15 protein-coding genes and 3 pseudogenes are annotated in these 21,390 nt (G+C 31.1%); 3 read left to right on the top strand and 15 right to left on the bottom strand.

The window, feature by feature from the left end:
- Positions 1–21 precede the first annotated feature (21 nt).
- A pseudogene (locus tag AC0ONG_RS28450) lies at positions 22–193 on the top strand (DUF1657 domain-containing protein); the annotation flags it as partial.
- Positions 194–227: 34 nt separating this feature from the next.
- On the top strand, positions 228–1,097 hold the full coding sequence (locus AC0ONG_RS28445; protein WP_195756443.1) for a DUF421 domain-containing protein: 870 nt from the start codon (positions 228–230) through the stop codon (positions 1,095–1,097).
- A 506-nt stretch (positions 1,098–1,603) separates the two neighbouring features.
- On the opposite strand, the gene AC0ONG_RS28440 is transcribed toward AC0ONG_RS28445, so the two are convergent.
- Positions 1,604–2,014 carry a hypothetical protein gene (locus tag AC0ONG_RS28440; RefSeq protein ID WP_474205063.1) on the bottom strand — a complete coding sequence of 137 codons (411 nt, stop codon included), beginning with the start codon at positions 2,012–2,014 and terminating at the stop codon, positions 1,604–1,606.
- 115 nt (positions 2,015–2,129) lie between these two features.
- Positions 2,130–2,318 (bottom strand): helix-turn-helix transcriptional regulator, encoded by a 189-nt coding sequence (locus tag AC0ONG_RS28435; protein WP_474205061.1) that lies wholly within the window; start codon positions 2,316–2,318, stop codon positions 2,130–2,132.
- A gap of 160 nt (positions 2,319–2,478) precedes the next feature.
- Here AC0ONG_RS28435 and AC0ONG_RS28430 point away from each other — a divergent pair, with 160 nt between their 5' ends.
- Positions 2,479–2,802, top strand: a complete 324-nt coding sequence (locus AC0ONG_RS28430) for a helix-turn-helix domain-containing protein (protein ID WP_474205059.1) — start codon at positions 2,479–2,481, stop codon at positions 2,800–2,802.
- Between the two features lie 389 nt (positions 2,803–3,191).
- Here the strand turns inward: AC0ONG_RS28430 and AC0ONG_RS28425 are convergent.
- The 13 genes and pseudogenes from AC0ONG_RS28425 to AC0ONG_RS28365 form a co-directional block, all read right to left on the bottom strand.
- A pseudogene (locus AC0ONG_RS28425) lies at positions 3,192–3,329 on the bottom strand (site-specific integrase); the annotation flags it as partial.
- 199 nt (positions 3,330–3,528) lie between these two features.
- Positions 3,529–4,851, bottom strand: a pseudogene (locus AC0ONG_RS28420) (IS4 family transposase).
- 195 nt (positions 4,852–5,046) lie between these two features.
- Positions 5,047–6,714, bottom strand: a complete 1,668-nt coding sequence (locus tag AC0ONG_RS28415; protein ID WP_474205057.1) for an ADP-ribosylglycohydrolase family protein — start codon at positions 6,712–6,714, stop codon at positions 5,047–5,049.
- The gene (locus AC0ONG_RS28410) at positions 6,701–7,387 is read right to left on the bottom strand and encodes a DarT ssDNA thymidine ADP-ribosyltransferase family protein (protein ID WP_219303860.1); all 687 of its coding nucleotides are present in this window, start codon (positions 7,385–7,387) and stop codon (positions 6,701–6,703) included. The genes AC0ONG_RS28415 and AC0ONG_RS28410 overlap by 14 nt, the downstream gene beginning before the upstream one ends.
- 10 nt (positions 7,388–7,397) lie before the next feature.
- The gene (locus AC0ONG_RS28405; protein WP_474205055.1) at positions 7,398–8,837 is read right to left on the bottom strand and encodes a 3'-5' exonuclease; all 1,440 of its coding nucleotides are present in this window, start codon (positions 8,835–8,837) and stop codon (positions 7,398–7,400) included.
- 1,102 nt (positions 8,838–9,939) lie between these two features.
- The gene (locus AC0ONG_RS28400) at positions 9,940–11,634 is read right to left on the bottom strand and encodes a hypothetical protein (RefSeq protein ID WP_474205053.1); all 1,695 of its coding nucleotides are present in this window, start codon (positions 11,632–11,634) and stop codon (positions 9,940–9,942) included.
- Positions 11,634–13,706 (bottom strand): hypothetical protein, encoded by a 2,073-nt coding sequence (locus tag AC0ONG_RS28395; protein ID WP_474205051.1) that lies wholly within the window; start codon positions 13,704–13,706, stop codon positions 11,634–11,636. The genes AC0ONG_RS28400 and AC0ONG_RS28395 overlap by 1 nt, the downstream gene beginning before the upstream one ends.
- Positions 13,696–14,373 (bottom strand): hypothetical protein, encoded by a 678-nt coding sequence (locus AC0ONG_RS28390; RefSeq protein ID WP_474205049.1) that lies wholly within the window; start codon positions 14,371–14,373, stop codon positions 13,696–13,698. The genes AC0ONG_RS28395 and AC0ONG_RS28390 overlap by 11 nt, the downstream gene beginning before the upstream one ends.
- Before the next feature lie 582 nt (positions 14,374–14,955).
- Complete coding sequence (locus AC0ONG_RS28385) at positions 14,956–15,165, bottom strand: hypothetical protein (RefSeq protein ID WP_474205047.1); 210 nt, start codon at positions 15,163–15,165, stop codon at positions 14,956–14,958.
- Positions 15,166–15,200: 35 nt separating this feature from the next.
- On the bottom strand, positions 15,201–16,088 hold the full coding sequence (locus AC0ONG_RS28380) for a hypothetical protein (RefSeq protein ID WP_219303854.1): 888 nt from the start codon (positions 16,086–16,088) through the stop codon (positions 15,201–15,203).
- A gap of 228 nt (positions 16,089–16,316) precedes the next feature.
- Positions 16,317–17,177, bottom strand: a complete 861-nt coding sequence (locus tag AC0ONG_RS28375; protein WP_474205045.1) for an HNH endonuclease — start codon at positions 17,175–17,177, stop codon at positions 16,317–16,319.
- Positions 17,178–17,182: 5 nt separating this feature from the next.
- On the bottom strand, positions 17,183–18,703 hold the full coding sequence (locus AC0ONG_RS28370; RefSeq protein WP_474205043.1) for an AAA family ATPase: 1,521 nt from the start codon (positions 18,701–18,703) through the stop codon (positions 17,183–17,185).
- Between the two features lie 1,253 nt (positions 18,704–19,956).
- A complete protein-coding gene (locus AC0ONG_RS28365; protein ID WP_474205041.1) occupies positions 19,957–21,375 on the bottom strand; it encodes a UvrD-helicase domain-containing protein in 1,419 nt (472 codons plus the stop codon).
- Positions 21,376–21,390 lie beyond the last annotated feature (15 nt).

The following is a 21,390-nucleotide window of genomic DNA, read 5'->3' as shown; positions in this document are numbered from 1 at the left end:
ACCTCCAACGGCACCAGTAAAAATGTAAAAACATGCCTCACTAGTTTAAGGGGCGCTCAAGCAAGCTTAAGTTCCCTTTCATTAAATTCAAAGATGAAGAAGTAAGACGGGTTTGTCATGTATGTTAGAAATGGACACCGGCACTGCTGATTTAAAGGGTAGAGTTTTCGTATTAAAACGTGAAGAACCTTAATATAAAGGATTTAAGTATACTGGAGGAAATTAATATGTCTCACCTACCCGAATGGATGCTTGTCATTCTACGCTCTTTATTCATATTAATTATTTTATTTACTATCACAAAATGTTTAGGAAAAAGGCAAATCTCTCAACTTTCCTTTTTTGAGTACGTAGCTGGAATGACAATCGGTGGTATCGCCTCTCAAGTATCTACAGGGCTAGACCAAAAGTTTTTCCATGGTGTTTTTGCCATACTTATTTTCGCTTCGATACCTTTTTTTGTAGGAATTCTTTCCTTAAAAAACAAAGCCGCAAGAGATTTCTTTGAAGGCAAGTCCACAGTTTTAATAAAAGATGGCAAAATACTTGAGGATAATTTAAAGAAAGAAAAGTATACCAGTGATGAATTACTTGAACTTCTCAGAGGAAGTGGGTCCTTTAGTATATCCGAAGTAGAATTTGCCGTCTTAGAACCAAGCGGAGAATTAAATGTATTATTAAAGAAAGAATCTCAACCACTTACAGCAAAAGATATTGGCTTGAAAGTACCAAATAAAAAGGAACCACAAACTGTTATTATGGATGGAAATGTACTAGATGAACCTCTTTCAGCTAGTGGGCATAACCGCGCTTGGTTACATTCTGAACTAGAAAAACTCGGTGTTGTCATTGAAAATGTCTTTCTCGGTCAAGTTGATTCATACGGACAACTTACTATCGACATTTATAATGATAAACTCCAAATGCCTTCTCCTCAAAACAAACCTTTATTACTAGCATCTTTAAAAAAATGCCATGCTGATCTTGAACTATTTTCTTTAGAAACGAAATCAAAAAAGGCAAGTGAAATGTATAGTAAAAATGCACAGCAAATTGAAGCTATTTTAAACAAGGTAACCTACCTTCTAAAGGAATAAAAAAGAACGTTCTCACAAGCGTCCTTTTCTCCGAGTGTTGGAAAACCCTTTAGGGGTTTCCCAACACTCGGACATCTTTGTAGATTTTAACAAATGAAAACAATAAATGAGGATGGATTTGGGCTTCTTTACTAGGATTAGGAACCATTTTAGGTGTATTAGCAACGCGTAATTCAAATATGATGAGACCTATCCAACAATCCTGGTAACAGGCCCAATAAAGCTAGGCGGCCTATCAGAGAACCGATCCACCTACAGCGAACGATTCGTAATTCTCCAGTCATAGTCGTATTGTCTCCTTGGAAACAAATCCATCAATTCTAGTCATCTTCAAAGCTCTTGACTCAGCCCTCCCTAAAAAACTTAAATCACTAATAGTATTACATACTATATAACAATTAATAACTAATATTTTAATAATTATTAGTTTTATATTATATATAATGAAGGCTCAAGGAATAACATATACGAATGTAAAGAAATAAAAGAAATACTTCAATCACTCCCTAAAGAGAAGCAGATTGAGGTTCTTGAGAATCAGGCTTACTTTGAAGCTGTGGCAAAGATGATTGAACAAAACAATTTAATTCTTTTAGAACAGATGAAAGCTCTACAGCTAATTCAGAAATAACAAACTTATGATTAATTAATTCTACATATGCTTCCATATATAATGTCTCTTTATCTATACTACCAGCCTCTGTTTTTACAGGGGCTTTTGTTATGCGTTGATTCATATTTTGAATTTGAATGGTTTCTTTCACATGTATGAATAGATCTTCTAACAAACCTGGTGTAGAATCTAATTCCTGCTTTTCAATTTCCTCTGTGACGGCACTGATAAATTCCCATAGTACTTTTGCACCTAGTAGTTCTGCTAAGCGTTTTTCACGCATTTCAAATGTTTTCATATTCATATTTAAACACTTCCCTTATCTAATATTTTCTTAAAAATAATTAATAAATTATTTCGTTTTAGGAAAACAATATAGAAATGAAATTCTCCCTCTAATAATTACACGTATCGTGACATTAATCTTCAAAAAAAAGAGTCCAATCAAAATTTAGTACCCTAGCTATATTCTTTGCGACAGGAACACTTGGATTTCTTTCACCACTTTCAATCATTGCATACATACTTCTAGATATTCTTGCCTTATATGCAATATAATCTTGTGTTTTCTCTTTATGTTTACGTTTTTCCAATAACCAGAACCTCATTATTCCCCCTCTTCCATTGTCACAAAATGTGTAACTAATGATTATATTACATAATAATAAGTTTGAAATCAATTGTTTTTACACATTTCGTGTATTTAATTAAATGTTACATATTGTGACGTTATAATTGATATAGAAAACACCTAAAAGGAGGTAGCATATGTTTGGCACTAGACTACACACTCTTCGAAAAGAACGCAAACTGCGTCAAGAAGACATGGCAAAACAACTAGGGATTGCTCGAACTACATATGCAATGTATGAACAAGGAAACCGAGAACCTGATTATAATACATTGATAAAATTAGCGACTTTCTTTGAAGTATCAATTGATTATCTCCTCGGTACAACTGAAATGAGACAAGTTACAGACATACAAGACCCTGAGCTTTATCAATGGTTTAAAGATATAAAAAATGCAACTCCTCAAAAACGTGAGGAATTAAAAAAGTTTTGGGAGTTTATAATACAAAGAGAAGACTAGATTATTTGAAAAATCTCCACTTTGACGGGATAAAAGTCATGAGTTATATCCTCTTTGGGGTCATAAGAAAATCCCTTGATATTCAAGGAATTTTCTTATATATAACTGTTTGCTAAAATGGATGGAATAGTACTTTTGGGGCAGAACATCGTAATTTTATATCGTTTTCAAAGATTTTTTATCCTGTATAGATTTAATAACATGCTGATATATCAGAGTTTAACATCTATTATCTGTTATAATCATGAAAGATTATCGATTTTGACAGGGTGAAGGTCGTGAGTTCGAACCTCTCCGGAGGCATATTGTAGAAACCGTGTCAAATTAGCTTTTGATGCGGGTTTTATTTTTGGAAAAATCCTATGCTACAACTCCAGTGGTCACATTCTCTACAAAATCTCATCGATTTTGTGAACTGCATCTTCTTGCATCGTTGGTAATACATACGAGTATATGTCTAATGTAATTTTGATGTTACTGTGTCCTAACTACTCAGAAATCACATTCACACCTTTAGCCAATAACAAAAACCCCCACCATTATACCTTTAAATACCCAATATAAAATAATAAAGACAGAGAGCTTATAAGTGAAGTGAGACCCCACATCCATCAACTTAAAGTATATGTTTATACAAAGACTGATCTTGCCATATAGTTTTTTATAGATATCGTAAAAGTAGACATATCAAATAAACCTTGAAGGATTTCAATTTTTTTACTATAACTATGATACCTGATGAATAGAAGCGGTAAACTCATAAACAACAGCCACAATATCAAAGGCTGTTTTTTTCTCATATCTTTGGGATTTTCGTCCGTTTTGCTGTAGAAGGTTAAACAGACGAAGGAGAATTTTTGATAATTCTTGGGTGTGTTTATGCAATGTTTGATGAAAAAGTAAGAAATAATCTTTAATCATGTACATCGCTTTATATTCACTTAGTTCTTTCTGTTTCTCACGTAACAGAGGTTCCCTTATTTGGAACATAGTAGAAGAACATAATAGGATACTAATGAGTTGTCCATATAGGTGACATTCTAGCCGCTCTTGTTTAATAGATTTACAACGATGAATTTGAAACCAAGATTTCCATATTTTAAATAACAGCTCAATTTGCCAACGCGGGGAATATAAATCATAGATTTTCTCTTTTGGTACCCATTCCGTAGAAATGTTTGTCATATATACCGTAATTCCTTGCAAAAGCTTCGTACAATCTGTATGTGTAATCCTTTTTTTCTTTTCACAAATAGCTCGGTCACGTTGTAATTATTTCATGATGTCTTCCAAATGAACTTGTATTTATACCGGTCTCAATTGATCCGGTTTTGTTTTAAATACCACTGTTCCGAATTCTTTTCTTTATATTTTAGTTGGTAATTTAAGACGTGATAAATAATATCCTTGCTTATCTTAGATAGACTTAAAGTCTAGTAAACGAAAATATCCTAAGTCACGAATATATAGTTCATTCTTTTGTATCATGCCTGTTCGAGTCGCACCATACGGCTGATCACTTAGTTTTCCTGGCTCAATTTTCACATCAGAGAATTATCTACTCAACAAGTCATACACTAATTGAATTTTCACACCAGCTTTATGACTAAATCCTCCGGCACCAAAATAAGTAGATGCGAATCAATCTGGAACTTGAAAAGTTGTAGAATTATGGATGTGCATGCGCTCAAAGTAAGCTGAAAGAGAATGAAAAATCTTAGATAACCCTCCAATTTTAGCTTGTAGAAGTGTAGTAAATAAAGTTCGCAAGAAAGTTACAGAAGCTGAGTTAAAGTGTCGAGTAAGTCCCTCCGGACTCAATAAAACTCCTGTTGAGGTTTCTAACTGACTACAAAGTTGAGTAAGAGATGTAGTAGCGATTTGTTGATTTAACCATACACACAAGGATAGAAAATGCTGTCCATGGCACTTACGTTTTCGTTTCACTCCGCCAGCTTCTATAGCTAATTGATTAAGTGTAGCGGGAGACATATATCGATATATCTCTTCGGCAAATATAGACAACCCTTGTTTTTGATGTATATTCATAAAAGGCACGTCACCCTTTCTCATTAATATAAGAAAATAGCAAAGAGTTTTTAATTTTAAGAATAGACCGAATATTTTTTCCGGTGGATGGGGGGCCCGCCACCCATCAAACTAAAATTTTAAGACAGCCCAATCTCATTTGATGAATAAAAAAGGGATTGGATATTTAAAATAATATCCAATCCCTTTTTTATTTTAATATTTCAAAATAACGTTAACAGCTTTCTCAATGTCTTTCATATCAATTTGATGTTTCATCCATCTCTGTTCAAGAAACTTCAAACCATTCTGATTAATACCACCGCTACCATTCCGTTCGATTTCATCCATAATATCCGCAATAAACTGTAAACATAAATCAAACTCTAACTTTTCAGGTAAAATGTTTGATAAACCTCTGATTTTTCTAGAGTCTAGAACTGGTTTATCTGGATAACCTGAAGGCCGTGTTTGCTGTTGCTGATACCTAGAAATTGATTGATTTACCAGCATGTTACACTTGCTATCTTTTAAAGGGTATTCATCTTCTACAGATCCTTTTTCATAGGTTTTAACAAAAATGTGTTGCCCTTCTTCCGTTACAAATTTTAGTGTATTGACAATTGCATTTTTCGCATTTGGTCGATTTATGTGCTTATCTTTAAGCATCAATCTACCAAATGGCTCTGCTCTTAATATGTCACCAACCTGTAAATGTTTGAACTTCGCTTTCATCTCAGGATTGTAATAGTCAAACAAAGGACCATTAAGTTTTGTATCTTCCTTATTTTCTTGGTGAATAAGACTTTTAAGGTATTCATAGTCCTGAACATCAAGCCATGAAACTGTAAGAAACTCCGAACCGTGTAAGATACCTAACAAACCACCTACCATTGAAGCTAATGTGTCCGTATCAGCATTTTTTAAATAAGCTGCTTCAATTATGGCTAGGCGAGGACTGGAAGCATATTTTGATGCAAGATAGATAGAAGCAACGGCTGTAACTGTACCTGAACCATTTACTTTTTTGTCAAAACACCCCAATTTTTTTAGGACTTCATCCCCTATATCTAAAGCACCTTGATCAAGTCCTTCTTTAATAATTTTCAATTGTTCAAGAACTTCTTCAGTTACTTCATCCCAAAGACCCATATAATTATCTTTAAATACTAAATTTGCAGCATTCATCCAGCTATCGAGTTTTTGGACATTCGGAAATGATCCCCATTCTTCTCTGCGTTCTAAAAGATAATCAACAAGCTCTCCATATCCAAGGGTTTTTTCAATGTTTTGTAAGTATGTTAATGCATCAGCATAAACTAATGCGCCAATCAACGCTCTTGGATGACCGTGTGTAAATATTCCATTTAGGAAAACCTGGTGTTTAACCTCAGCCCATGCCCCTTCACGTCTAAATACATGGGGTAAAATACGCATTGCTACACCATTTCCACCGGCACTAAAGTACCTTTGAACATCTTCTTTACTTTCTTTTTCTACATTCCAAGGATTGCTGCCCTTTCTCCAAGTTTCAGCAGCCCTTTTAGTAGCTCCTCCGCCACCTCTTTCATATGAAATCCATGCTGGAAGTTCTACTTTTGAAAATATCTTATTCCAATTAGATCCATGACTTAAACTTCTAGCAGTTGCAATAATTAATTGAGTATCATCACTATATTCCCCAGGATGTATTTCCTCATAATGTGACCAAAATCGGCCTCCATCACGTCTCTCCCATTTTTGAAAAATTTCTTGTTCTTTGTGAGGAGCCTTACTTATATTTTTACTGTTTTGTTCATTGGGCCATCCTAATGCATCACCAGCTGCTGCTCCAACTAAAGCCCCTAACCATTTGTCTAGCTTTTGATTCTCACTCTTTTCCAAGTGATGCACCTCCTTGGTAATTATACTCTATAGGTCTTATGCCTTTACGAACTTTCGTACTCCATTCGCCATCGAATAAGTCTGGAGCTATAGATATATCAAACTTAGGGATATTTAACATTTCCCACCTAACACTTTCACCTTCACCTTGATCTTCATTTAGGACTACTACACCTATGATATCTTTTCTTGATATATTTTTATACACCAATACTTCCGCTTGATCATCTGTCGGACAACAATGGAGCATCTGAGAAGGTCTATTGCGATAATTGACCCTCTCATTAAAAAGTTCTTTAAAACCAGAATATCCACTGTTGATATAAGCACCTCTTTTTGTTGCTGCATTTACTGGACAAAACTCAGTAGTATCTAATGTTAGTATTTCTGGATTTATCAATAAAATAACCCATTCCCTGAAAAGTGGATCCTTATCCTTTACTCTTTTCCAATACCAGTGATTTGGGTATTGGATAGAACAATTAATAAAATCCTTCCTACCATCCAAACGTAGTTCATCATTGGCATCATACAAACTTTTATCAAGAAATTCAACAGCTTGTATTCCATCTTCAGAGCTTAATATATGCACAGCTTTTTGAGATCGAGTTATGTGACATAAACGAGTGATATTTCTTTTTTGATATTCCTGTCTAATTAATAATTCGTCCATAAACCCACCCCTACTTTTCTATTTTTCTTTTACTGTAAAGAGAGTCATCTTGGGGAATAATTTCAGTCACTACACCAGTGTAACTAATAGCTAATACTCGCTTAGCTCTAGTAGCTGCAACATAAATAAGTTTTGACTCTTCACCTAATGCTTCATCCCTGTCTTCTAATGCTGTAATTTTATCTTGATCTGGTAACCTATCAGCGCTACAATATGGAATCATTACAGCATTAAACTCTAGTCCCTTAGCAGAGTGGTATGTTCCAATAGAAACTCCGGGATTGTTTTTCCACCTCTTTAAATCTCCGTCCAATTCTTGAGGAGATACACCTGCTTCCCCCAGTAGTGCTCTAACCTTTTTAAGTGATTCTCTAGTCCTCATCAAAATAGCAACAGTCTGTCTTTCACCAAGCGTAACGGCATTGCGAATAACCCACTTTAATTCGGTAGCTTCATTCTGAAACTCAGCTAACACAGGCTGTGGACCAGAAGCGACGGGCTCTATTGGTGTGACTAAGTCTGTATTCTGGTTAAAGAACGGTTGTTTAGATATTGCAATAGCTAAATCTGCTATTTCTTTACTATTTCTATAGTTCTGATCAAATTTCCAAATTTCATTTCTAGTAACATTAAGACCGGCATTTCTCCAAGATAAACGCCCTCCATATATTTGTTGAGCCACATCCCCAAAGAATGTAATACTTCCATCTTTAGGTACTGCTAGTGCTAAAGATTGAAGCATTACCGGTGAGAGATCTTGTCCCTCATCAATGATAATATGCTTGTACATTTTATCATTATCATTTTCTAGTTCACTTATGACAGTATGAGCTAGATCGTCCCAATCATAACGATAATCATTTCTCCCTCTTATATCAAGATACCTTTCATAAACGGCAAAGAAATAATGCCTCTTATCTCTAGTAATCCGTGTACCAGAACGTCCAATTCTTTCTGCATCAATATATTCTTCTAACGAAGAAATACCCATTTTCTGTATCCAGGATATTTCTTCATAGAACACTTCAGGTGCCCTCGATAGTGTCGAATTATTGCCATGTTCTTCTATCACCTCATTAAGTGATTGTTTAATAAAAGAGAGCTTTTTATTTTCCCTATTATAATCCATGGATGGAACTATGTCATTCCATCCAAGCATACCTTTGTGATTTAGATAACCTCGGGCAAACCGGTGGTAATTTCTAACGTCAACATTATATAAATTGTTTTCAGCAAGTGAATTTAAATAGGTTACAAGAGACTTATTAAACGTAACCAAGAGAACCTTTTCTTTCGATTTTGAACGTTTTGCTAAATAAGCCGCTCTATGAATTGCTAAAGTGGTTTTTCCACTACCAGCCGTCCCTAAAACGACATAATGTCCTATTTCTGGTAAACATAAAACTTCTTTTTGTCTTCCCTCTGGAGCAGGTAATACCAATAAACTCATCCCCCTTGTACATAAAAAATTGATACACTTAAGCATTATATTTCAATATTACAAACCATATACTAACTATATAGTCTCTAAAGATGTATGTCCATATATTGGATGGGGTATCGCCACATTTCAGAAAAAAACTAAGCAAAAAATATAATAAGCCATCCATATGGACAGCTCATTTACATAATTCTCGTTATTGGAAGTAAAAGCAAATTATTCCCATTTAAAAGGCATTTATTTCTTAAACAGTTACTTGACTTGGATCAGTAATTATATCAATCGAACACTCAGTTCTTCTGTTCAAAATACTGTTCTTTTTTGAAATGAATTAGCGATATTTTGGATTTGCCCCTATACGATAACCCAGCACTAACACTCAAAAAACAAGGAACATCTTTTTTGTTATTCTCCCCTTAGAAACTACTAATGATTTTGATAATAAACCGTTAAAAATATCTTCATATAACCTTAGATATCCATTGGGATGTATCTACATCTTACTTAATATCGTCCCATGTAAAGTATCTCCTACTGTATCGATATAATTATTAAAGCGATAAACTGGCGCTAAATAAGAAGGTAAAACCGAATTCACCGGTGTCATTATATCTGTATACGAATGATTTAACTTTATATAAAATCTCTCTTTCCTACCTACCTTCATCATCTATTGAAATATGAGTTTTCGAATAAAAAACCTCATGATGGTTTATTTTTTGAAGTTCGTGCTCCAAACAATTATAAAAGGATTGTTTATACTCTAAAAACGTTATAGATAGCACTTCTAAATCCATTTTTAAATCTCATAACCTTCAACAAATACTCGTCTTTTCATTTAACCTGTATTTAATTCCTTCATAATAAATTCCTTTCTCTTGTAAAACATTTTTTTGGGTTGATTTTTTTCACTTAATTTTTGAGTCAAACTACTATCTTGGTATCTCTACAAAAAGAAAAAATAGTAAAAGTCCCCTATTATTAACTTTGGTAAAACCGTAACAACATTTTTAAAGTTGAAGTTTTTAAAATATATAACTCTATTCTTATTTTTAAAAGATATTCATAATTGAAAATATCCGAGTAGATTCTAACCCCATATGGACAATCCTTAAAATAAACTTAAATCAACCATTATATGAACCAAATATATTTCTTGATTATTTCTTAAATGTACTGTTTTACCAACCTTTATATTTGCATAATCATATTCTTCTACCTCTTTATAATCTATTTTTGCATAAGGGTATTTATATTTTTTTATATGATCAACATACCTATTCCACAACCCCGAAAAATTTTTTGAAGAAGAATATACAATTATAAAATTGTACTTAAGTCCAGTGGTATCATATCCAAATATTTTTCTCAAGTGTAACTCTAAATAATCCTTTTTTAATGAATCTAAATTCAATGCCTCAATAATTGAAAATGGTAGCCCATTCTTTTTCTTAACAAAGATATCTATTTCCCCAGATGTTTTCCCCTCATTCGATTTACTCCATAATGTCTGGTCTTTATTGTAAAAACCAGCCATATCTAAACATGTCGCCAAAAATGTGTTTCTTTCATTTTCTGTTTTATCTCTGTATAATTGATTACCTTGTAAATTAATACAAGCATTAATAATTACATCTATTAATTTATCATATGAATACTCCGAAAATAATTCTAAAAAATGTAAAATTTCATGGGTATTTATATCCCCCGTAATCTTCTGAAATTCCTTTTTTATTCTCGAATTATCTATATTTGGAAATGCATTAATAATCTTACTGAAAATTATGTCTTTTTCTGCATTTTCCTTTACTTCCGTCTTAGAAATCAACTGTTTTAGATAAGATAAAAATTTATGCATCTCTGACTCTTTATCAGCTTCATTTAACAATTTCTCAATTTTACAAATTTCAGCTTTGAAGTTTAATGAAAATAGTGGTTCAATTGTTCTCCTCATTAAATTACCTTTCATATTTTTTAATAAAGAACTTTCCATTAATTCCATACAAACTTCTTGATTTTTTATTTCATAAAAATAATAACAAAGTTGATTAAATTCTTTTCGATAATCTAACCAGCTTGAAGGTTCAACCATACTAATTTTTCTAAATGCATTTAATGTACGAAATAATCCTACTTGTAGTGGTGCAACCTGACTTTCAAAAGAAAATAGTTTTTGTTGCCATAATAACTTGGCCATTTTTTTAAAGCTTAATTGAAATTCACTTTCTCTGTGTTGAATTATGTCTAATAATAGTTTTATAACTGTACAAAAAAACTCTGCATCTATTCTATTTTCTATACAATCATTAGATTTCTGGAAATATTCCAAACTACTTTTTAAACATTTTACATATGTCTCTTTATCCTTTATTTCATTCGCTTTTAGAAAATATATACATCCTAATTGAAATAAGCTTTCACTTTTAATCTCATTTTTTTCATGTTCTTTCAAAACAATGTAAATTTCTTCTATTTCTTCTGTTTCATCCTCATAAAATAGAAACAATTTCTTTAACCTAGTAATTTCTAAAAAATCATCGCCTGTAAATTCCCATTCGTCTATCAGTATTCCTAATGCAGATCTTTTTTTTATTTTCTTAATCATGACTAAATTGATAAAATTTTCAAGTGCTTTTTTCCTTATATATAAGTTTTCTCCACTGTCTAAAATAATATTTTTTAAAAATTGCTGAACTTTTTTTCCATCAAAATTAATTAAAATATCCGGACTTTTAATATCGAAGAAGTAAATTTTCTCATGTATTTTCATATTTTGAAAGTTTTCTATTTCAATACACTCCTTCATTAAAATACATATTCTCCTTTATTAAAAACTTTTTCATTTTGTACTATATGTGCTAATTTTCTTTCAGCCGTCCCAATAATTATTTGTAGATTACCTCCATATCTTTTATCAATATCTACAAGGACCTCCGTTAAACCAGTAAGATAATTAGAATCCCCTTCTTCTTTATTTGGACTATCTATTATTAGAAATCTCGTATGTCTCCCAAAATTATATTCAATATCTAATTGAATAAGTGCAAGATACAAGGCTATCTTTGCTCTTAATTGCTCTCCTTCTGCAATACTATCAAAAGTAAGATCGTATCCATTTTGCTTATACTTTATATCAAAATTTTCATTGATTTTAATTTCTGTAATTGAATTTAACCCAAAATGATGCAGATTCTCTAACATTAAATCAGATAGATACTTTAATATCTTCTGTCCATTATCGTATCTTAATTTATTTAACTTTCTAATTGCTTTCTCTAGTAATTCAATCTTCTTTTCTTCTTTATAAAGACTATCCGGACTTTGTGTTAGTTTATCCAAACGATAATCTATAACCGCTTTCTCAGCTACTAAAACAGTTTTTCTTTCATTTTTAGGACTTAGCTTTTCCATCTCTTTATTGATGCTTTCTTCAATATCTTTTAGTTTTTTCTTTAGAGAACTAATTTTTTCTCGATTTATCACAGGATCCTCTAATTGTTTTATAATTAAACTTTTTTGTTCGAACTCTCTATTGAATTTTATGATTTTTTTTTCAATTAAACTCTTTTCTTCATTAAGTTTTTTCTTTATGATTTCTAAATCGGCAAGCTTTTGATAATATATATCTTGATTAATTTCTTTATCTAAATCATGAACTGGTTCATGACATAGGACACATTTTTTTTCTTGATGGATATTTTCTTTTTTTACTTCATGATTACAACTAGGGCATTGTTTAATATTAAGGTTTGAAAAGAAGATACCGATTTCAATATATTCTTTCATATCATTTATAGCCCTATCATTTTTATTAATTTCTTTCTTTATTCTTTTTAATTCATTAGTATATGTATCAAGTTCCCAATTAATTTCACTTAACAATTTACGTTCTTCACTTAACTCAATTGCATTTTTAGTTATTAAAGCATTTTCATCATTGATTTCATTAACTATTATTTCATATTTCTCATGCAGTTGATTAATACTATCCATTTTAAATGAATTTAACTCAAATAATTCATTTTCTAAATCAACTTTTCTTTGGAGTAAATAATCCTTTTTATCTTGATTTTTTTGTCCTTGTGTTTGATCAATTTGTTTAGCATTATTAAATTGCAAGAAATCTTTTTTAACTGAAAGTTGGTTAATTACTAATGTTAATTCAAGTCCTAATAACATTTGAAAAACTTTTTTTCCTTGGCTACCATACATTAAACTTGCACTATCCTTTGATTCAAGATATATAGACTTAAAATATGTTTTCCAACTTGCATTTGCTTCTACGAGTTCGTTCTTTTCTTTACTTGAACTTTTTTGGGTCCATTTAAGCGAGTAATAAGAAAACTGCATAAAGAAAAAATCTTGAATTTGCTCTTCATACTCATTAATTGTGCTCGTTTCAAATATGGGATCTAACTTAGATATCTTTCTATCATCAATGTTATCTATTACCCCACTGTATAATGCACCTTTCATTCGATTATTTTCAAATTTTATAATTATAGAATATTGTTTATCGTTTATTTTAAATGATAATAAAATTGATTTAATCCATTTTTTAACATCATGTTTCAATTTATTACTACCTGTAAGTGCCAATTGAATCATCTTAAACAAGCTTGATTTCCCTTTAAGATTATCACCCACTATTATATTTACACCGGTATTTAAAGGGAGACTAAAGTTAATTTCTTCACCGCTACTTTTTATTCCAATAATATTTATCTTAGTTAAAATTAGTTTTTTACCGGTAGAAATGGGAGTATCCTTTTTATACTCATATACTGTATTCAATAGCTCATTAACTTCCCTTACCGTAAAAGTATCACTATAAGCTTTATGTACTTCCTCTACAAATCTTTCAAAATTAAATTTCATATAATTCTTCTCCAAACATTTCTAAATAAATTTTCTTCACTCTATCTTGGATATTACTAATACACTCTTTATAACTAGCATCTTTATATTCATCTATTTCATACTGTAAGTCTTTGAGCTGTGTACCTCCTAAATCACCAAAGAATCGTTTTATTAATCCTATTCTTTCTTTATACCAATATAATGATTTTAAATTTTTAATCTCATCAATTTTTCTACATGCTAGCTCTGTAATATAATAATGCTTTTCAATTGTTCTTAAATCCAAACTTTTTTTACTATTAAAGTCAATAAAGCCTATGCTTTTTAGAAAACTGATTACATCGTCAATATTTTCGTACGCTCCAAAAAAAAACTTTTCCATTTCGAGTCTTCTTATACTGGGTTCTCTTTGAGTAAAAATATTTTTCACAATTTCTTTACATTCTTGTTTACTAATTTTATTTTCTTGAGCAAATAATAAAATTTGATATGCAAAATAATCGGGGTTACGCACCAAAAAATCAACTTTCTGGATTTTCACTTCACTTTTAAAAACTTTTTTTAAAGTATTATTACCATGTTCTTCAGACATATCTTCAGAAAGGAAATACAAGATGAGAAAAATTCTAATTCTATCCTTATATATCCTAATTTCTTCAGAAAAATCAACTAACACATCGCTCATTATATCCCCTCCATATATTACCTTAGTAATATACCAAATTTTCCATACAACTGCATATTCTTACTACTTATTATAATAACTGATTAGTGTAGATTTTAAAAAAAATCCATTGAAAATAGGAAGCATTTGTATAACGAGCATTATAAAATTGATGGAGATACTAAAAATACTAAGAGGAATCAAGAATTTTATGAAATGTTATAAGTTCAAAGACAGTGCATGATATAAGCGATAAGCGTATTATTGATGAAGTTACAAAGTAACCTTTATTTTTGAAAGAAGATTAATCAGAATAAATTACCAACTAACATAAAAAAATGACTAATCCTTTTATAACGAACAAAAAGAATCCATTTTGAAAAGATATATCAAAATGGATTCTCTTATTAGCCTTAACATACATAATTGCTAAGCTTAACATTATTACCTTAGCAAGGGCAACTTCTAATCCCCGCTCTTAAAAAATTATTCGGAAATAAACGCTAAAAGTCTCTTATCTGTTCCTATTGTGCTTGATTCTCATCATCCTGATTCACTCATTGTAATATAAAGGGATTCATTAGTGATTAGTTCACTATTTTTTTAGTCGCTTAATATCCAATCATAAAAATCTCTGTTCTCCTTTAATTCAGGAACTGCTTCAACTAAAAATGATAATTTCTCTCGAATAGAGATGTTCGTCTTATATGGACTTTTACAGTTATTTAAAGTACATTCAATCTCAGATTTCCATCCAATTCTTAACATATATATCCAATAATCCATCTCAAATCGGTCTAATTTGTTGTTCAACGCTATCTTGTCAGCTCAAAAATCTCTCTACAAAACTATTCTTCTTCTTCACATTGACAGGTGTCTTCTATTCTATACTCCCTACAAGAAGAGCAGTATTCCATATCAACTAATACTCCACCGTCTCTATGATTAGCACACCTATAATTTAAACAAGTCCCAGCTTCTAATTCATGATTGTATACTAAAGAATTTATTCCGCATTCCGGACATTCTAAATAGTCAGAATCAATTATAGACTCAATTGTAAAACTACATGTAGTGCAATAACAATCTGTTGGATAGGAATTCCCTCTATACATTATGAAGAAAGAATAATGACCACATGAAAAGCAATTACCAATTGCATAATCTTCTTTTTGCAAATTCAACATCATTTCATGACGCTCTCTACGTTCATCACTACAGAAAATGTTACCTAACTTTTCTTCAAATGTGTGGTCAGGTTGTTTATTTATATATAATAAAGCTGGTGCTATTACTTGATGATATAATTTTAAAACTATTTCTCTAACTTCCTCAGACTTAATTGCAAAGCAAAAGTGTTGCACTTTATTTCTTAATTTCGATGCCCGTTTCTCATATATTTTCAAATTTACCTTCTCATTTCCACTAAAATCAGGCGCATACTTAGCTACCGCATAACACAACGAATTAACGTCCAACGATTTACATTCATATAATTCCTCTAAAGTCGGGTCCAAAGGGTTTTCACATTTATTAAATAACGAATTTTTATCAAAAGCATATATTGGGTTTTTTAAGAATAGAATTTCTTTTAATAATAGTTCTGTACCCTGACAAAGATTTAATACAGCGTGCTTGTAATCATAGATATTTTCTGTTTTAACAGCAGATTCAAGATATTCAACACCATTTTGAATTGAATCATATGCATTTTCAAGTAAAGATAGCTTAATCAACTATTTCTCCCCCAAGCCCTTTATTATAAGTGTTTCATTTGCCTAATATTCCTTCCTTACTATAAAGTAGCCCCAAAATATTGTATACCATTTTGCGTATCGACTATAACATTAAACTACTTCTACAAATGAATTTATTTTACACAAAATACAACACGTAACAGGATTGTATCAATAAATACTCTATAACATTACTTAAAAAAATAATTATAAATATGCTTAAAGAATTTATTTCAATAAATCTTCAATTGATTTATATAAGGCTTCCTCACAAAACCAATTGCTTTCATATAAAGCTGTATATAAAGCTGTTTTCCAAGAATTCACATGTAAGTAACGAAGACTTTCCAACTCCCTTAACAATTCTTCTTTAACATAGTTAGCCCCACCACGTTCAAAGGCCTTTTTAAATAAAAATACCTTTCCTGAAAACTCTTCACTAGCATAACTACTGTACAATTGCCCAAGTTTAAATCTAGTAAAATGTTTTTTCACCCGTTCCTTTGTAACCTCATCCCAAGACTCATGTGGTTTAACCTTAAAATATATAGTGATAGGACATTCTTCTTTCATCTCTGCATACAACCAAAGATTATTTTCAACATTATCAAAATAAGGATGCAGACATTCGTCATCAGCATTATTAGGCTTCTCTGCTGATTTTTTTTTGTTACATCCTAAACATGCTGGAATCAAATTAATAGGACTAATTGCAAACGCAGGAAATTTTTCTTTTGGTAGATAATGATCCAAACTATCAACAGGTCTAGATCCACAAAGCGGGCACATATGATTTAATGGTGAATCCATTAATTTATCATAATAAACTCGTCCAGGTTGTTTTAGTTTAGCTAATTTATCAGTATAGAGTTTGAGCATTTCAGTTTTACTAATATTCGTTGGTTTACACCCCTCTTGAATTGTAGATACTGTATGAGTAGTTATTTTTCCTTCAAGAAATTCACTCCATTCTGTCATTTCATCTTTACTACTTCTAAAACGTAACACTAATTCTTGATTAGTATAGTTACTAATACATTTTAACAATATATCTTCAGTAGAAAATGTCGGTTTAGGTACTGTCCTCATATATTTTACTCCTTATAATATAAAAGCGATCTAAGTATCGTTCTCGCTTCTAATCCTAATTCACCATTAAACAAATCAATTATTTGATCATAATCTTTTCCCTTTTCGACCAACTCATCTAAAATTTTATGGAATCCAGAATAAGTCACTTCTAAACCAAAAACTTCTCTAGTTAAAGTACCTACATTCTCTCCAAATGTTTCTATCTCAGGTCTATGGACAGTAATGCTTTGATTGCTCCTCCTTTTTATTATTGATACACAGCTTCTTGGTAACTCTTGCAGAATAACCGGGGAATGAGTAGCTATAATAGCAACACCATTACGTGAAATCAATATATCAGAAAGAGCTCTAATAAATGCCGATAATAGAGGAGGATGTAAGTGTGATTCTGGCTCATCTAGTACTAGTAGTGATTTTTCATCAACTTTCTCAATTAATTTTGTAATAGTCAGTAGAATAATTTTATGTCCCGAACTAAGTTTGTTGTATTTTCTCTTTAATTCAATAATATCTTTCAATTCTATTTCTTTTATTCCAAAACTTTTAAACAAAGGATCAATTTCCAGCATAGAAATAGATTCTTTCCATTTATGTAATTTCCATAGATCTTTTGTATCTTTAATTCGCTTTATGCTTTCTATGAATTCATTTATTAAAGTTTCTGGATTTTTAGAAATAAATTTTTCGGTTGACCCGTTACTGTTTTCATCATTTGTTATTTTTTCGACACTCTTAAGACCTATATATGAATATATTATCTCATTTTCTTTATCCCTTACGTCCTGAAAATAAGGTGTGTTATCGAATGCACTAAATGATATAAAAATTGAATTCGCAAAAAGATTTTTCGTATCTCTTGTTTTAGTATCATAGAAACAACTATCGTTATCTTCACATACTGTTTCACCAATTATTGATTGAATCATGTTATTTATAATAGTTGTTTTTCCCACTCCATTACTCCCAATCAACGCATGAATATTTGTTGGAGGCATAGAGTCAGGCTTCACATTAAAATTAAAGATTACCGGGTCACAATCTTTTTGTATATACTCATAATCAAATTGATATGGTGTAAGTGGAACACCGCCCTTTGCTAACCTATGAAATTGATCCTTAACAGTAAATGCCTTAAATTCTCTTAAAAAAGATGTTTTTGTTATGTTGTAATTTTTTACTTTTTCAAAAAGATCTAAATCATAAGCAATATCATTTAAAGCTTTAAGTATACTGTCTCTCACTTCTGGCCCAAAAGTATTAAGCCGCTTGTAATACTCATTACCTTGGCCTAAACTAAAGTAACTATCATTTAATTGTTCAAAATTACTAGGAAGAAATGTAGAGTCGTTTTTTTCTTCATTCGACATTCCAATTTTCACATAACCAATCTCATGTTTTTTTAACTTATCTACATAAAACATTTTGTAGAGTGTGTAATATCCAAAATCATTCCATCCATCTTTAACTAAGTATACTCCCAATTCGAGCATTGCTCCCTTATGACTCGTTTCGTAAAATTTCATTATTTATACTCCTTTAATTCTACTATGTTGGCAGAAAGAAAAACTTCATTTTCTTTAATATTTTCCTTGTTTTTTAGTACCCGCCACTTAGCTTATAAAGCCTACCAAATATTATACGTTTAAATATATTCTTCTACCAGTTCTCTCCTTAATAAATACACTCTTTTTATTATTAAGGACAAATATGTCCCACCTTTTAAGCCATATATTATTTGACACTTATGACCTTTTCATTGGACGTATACATTAAATTAACTGGAAAATTTAAAATAATGATAAATTAAAATACACACCTTGTGGGAGCAATTTTCTCTAAAAGTGGAAGGAGTATTTTCAACTTTCTTTACTTGTTTGTTTTTACAGCGTGTTAATCAATCGCATTTACTTTTATAACTAACAAATATATTCTTTAATTAAGAATTACGACTTGTTCATACTAGGATAAATTAATTAACATTATCGAAAATTTAATATCAGTTAATTATTCACCGAATCTATAAAATATCCATTTTCATTCTATAACCTGGCCCTTTGGTTAAGTAACTTTATTGCTATTCAACAGTTCCTTAATTAGCCTTTCAGTTCAGATTTTCTTTTCACAATAAGCACACACCTTTAGATAAATACATCAAAAGATGCAAAACGTTGCGACTTTATTCAATACATCGCATCTTTTTTATAAAGTTCTTGATTTTATTTCAACTCCACACTATATTGTTATAAATAATTGTTAGATATGGAGCCGCTATATTTCTACATCCAATGAACACTCTTTTTTCAAACCTTTCATTGAAATGACAAATAATACTCAATACGTTGCCAAAACACATTTAACCTATAGATTATGGATAATTAACAAAGAGCATGACAGAAAATTGTCATGCTCTTTACCTATTAAAAGCTCTTTTGGCACACTATTATTTTCAGTATACTAACGTAAAAGCTGATTCATTTAATGGTATTTTTCATTTTTTATACTAACTTTAAGCAGTACAAACAATTTCCAACTGTTTCTTCGCTTAATAATTATTTAAACTAATTGTCGAATTCCTTATGAATATCCAATACCAAATTAGTATAATTCTCGAAGTTAGTTAAATTCACATCAAATTTTGACTCTCAATTTAAAAAAGTAACTCTTTTAAATATGATGTTTTAAATAGCTTAGTAGAATAAAAACATCTCTGAAGCAAATAAAAAGGACAGAAAATTTCTATTCTTTCATAAGCATATTTTATTTCCGCTTTAACAATTTATAAGGTAAAACTCTTATAGAACTCTGAATCTAGTTCCTTAACCAACCTTAACGTATCACCATAAGTAAATAATTGTAAATGTCTACAAGCACGGGTAATTGAAACATACAGCAATCGTCTTTCAATTTCCCAATAATTCTCTTCTTTATCCTCATCTGGTATTCTAGTAGGTTCAATTAAATCAATAATATATACAAAATCAAACTCTAGACCTTTGGCTGAGTGGAAGGTACAAAGTTTTACTCCAGGAGTATGTGGATTTCCCTTCTCTTTAATATCTTCTGATGGAATCCCAGCATCGTTTAATGCACGTTGCATTCTAAATTTTGCTGAGTTTCTTGAAGATCCTTCACGATATAAAATACCAATTGTACAATTTGGTGCTTGTTCAATAATTTGTTTTACTGATTTAATCACTTCTCTATCTTGCGATTCAGCATTTTTACAATTCATTAAATACGGAATAGGGCCTTCCCTCTCCGGTAAATTAGGAATTACGTATTCCTCATCATGAATAATCATATCATTTTGTTGAAGACTTGCTGCTAGTTGAATAATTTGTTTTGTCGAACGGTAGGATTCCTTTAATATTTTCGTACGATTACCCGTGACATTCAAACCAATTTCTTTCCATGTAAAGGATGTTTTATAGATTTTTTGTCCTTTGTCTGCAGCAACAATAAATGATTTTCTAGCAATCTGCTTTAATGCTTGCAGTTGAACCTGTTGTAAATCTTGAGCCTCGTCAATAAAAATGTGATCATATTTAATGGAATCTGGAAATATAGCTGGATTCTTCATGAGAACAACAGCTAGATCATCAAAATCAAGCAAATAATTTTTCTTCTTATTATATTGATCAAAGACTTGATAAATAATCTCACGATCATTCATGGTAACACGCGTATTGGTACCGCGCCCTCTTCGATCAGCTTTCAAATAATCATGTAAAGTAGAAATGTTCTTTCCTTTAATCCATTGTATTTCATCCTTCAGGAAATCGAAGTAATCATCATTGTTTACAAAACGATGATTAAGACTTGATAAGCTTTTTATAGCCTCTTTTAAAAAGCCATCCTGTTTAATCCCTTGTATAATCACGGGCTTCTTTTTCATGATTTTCCAATATGCACCATATGCCCATGAATGGAAAGTTTTCACTTCTAGGTTAGGAAGGTTGAACTTCTCAATTAAAAATTTAGTTGCATTAGAAAGAGTTGCTGCGTAAGTGAATATTACAACTTTTTCATTCGGGTATTTCATCGCCGTTTTTTTCGCTTTTCTTAATAATACAAGTGTTTTTCCACTACCGGCAATTCCTCTAATCAATATTTCATTTCCTGTGTAATCAACTATATCCTGTTGTTGCTTAGTTAATGTTAGTTCCGTACTCTCTAGTTTATTTTCCATACACATACAAAGGGGAGTTTC

The organism is Bacillus sp. TCT6 (genome assembly GCF_056033845.1).
Note: the sequence above shows the minus strand (reverse complement) of the source record. Positions and strands in the feature narration are given on the sequence as shown.

What these genes read in the sequence shown, in the direction of transcription:
- AC0ONG_RS28365 (WP_474205041.1), bottom strand. Translation starts at nt 21,375, where the DNA reads ATGTGTATGGAAAATAAACTAGAGAGTACGGAACTAACATTAACTAAG.
- AC0ONG_RS28405 (WP_474205055.1), bottom strand. Translation starts at nt 8,837, where the DNA reads ATGAGTTTATTGGTATTACCTGCTCCAGAGGGAAGACAAAAAGAAGTT.
- AC0ONG_RS28400 (WP_474205053.1), bottom strand. Translation starts at nt 11,634, where the DNA reads ATGAAGGAGTGTATTGAAATAGAAAACTTTCAAAATATGAAAATACAT.
- AC0ONG_RS28370 (WP_474205043.1), bottom strand. Translation starts at nt 18,703, where the DNA reads ATGAAATTTTACGAAACGAGTCATAAGGGAGCAATGCTCGAATTGGGA.
- AC0ONG_RS28395 (WP_474205051.1), bottom strand. Translation starts at nt 13,706, where the DNA reads ATGAAATTTAATTTTGAAAGATTTGTAGAGGAAGTACATAAAGCTTAT.
- AC0ONG_RS28445 (WP_195756443.1), top strand. Translation starts at nt 228, where the DNA reads ATGTCTCACCTACCCGAATGGATGCTTGTCATTCTACGCTCTTTATTC.
- AC0ONG_RS28390 (WP_474205049.1), bottom strand. Translation starts at nt 14,373, where the DNA reads ATGAGCGATGTGTTAGTTGATTTTTCTGAAGAAATTAGGATATATAAG.
- AC0ONG_RS28435 (WP_474205061.1), bottom strand. Translation starts at nt 2,318, where the DNA reads ATGAGGTTCTGGTTATTGGAAAAACGTAAACATAAAGAGAAAACACAA.
- AC0ONG_RS28440 (WP_474205063.1), bottom strand. Translation starts at nt 2,014, where the DNA reads ATGAATATGAAAACATTTGAAATGCGTGAAAAACGCTTAGCAGAACTA.
- AC0ONG_RS28410 (WP_219303860.1), bottom strand. Translation starts at nt 7,387, where the DNA reads ATGGACGAATTATTAATTAGACAGGAATATCAAAAAAGAAATATCACT.
- AC0ONG_RS28375 (WP_474205045.1), bottom strand. Translation starts at nt 17,177, where the DNA reads ATGAGGACAGTACCTAAACCGACATTTTCTACTGAAGATATATTGTTA.
- AC0ONG_RS28430 (WP_474205059.1), top strand. Translation starts at nt 2,479, where the DNA reads ATGTTTGGCACTAGACTACACACTCTTCGAAAAGAACGCAAACTGCGT.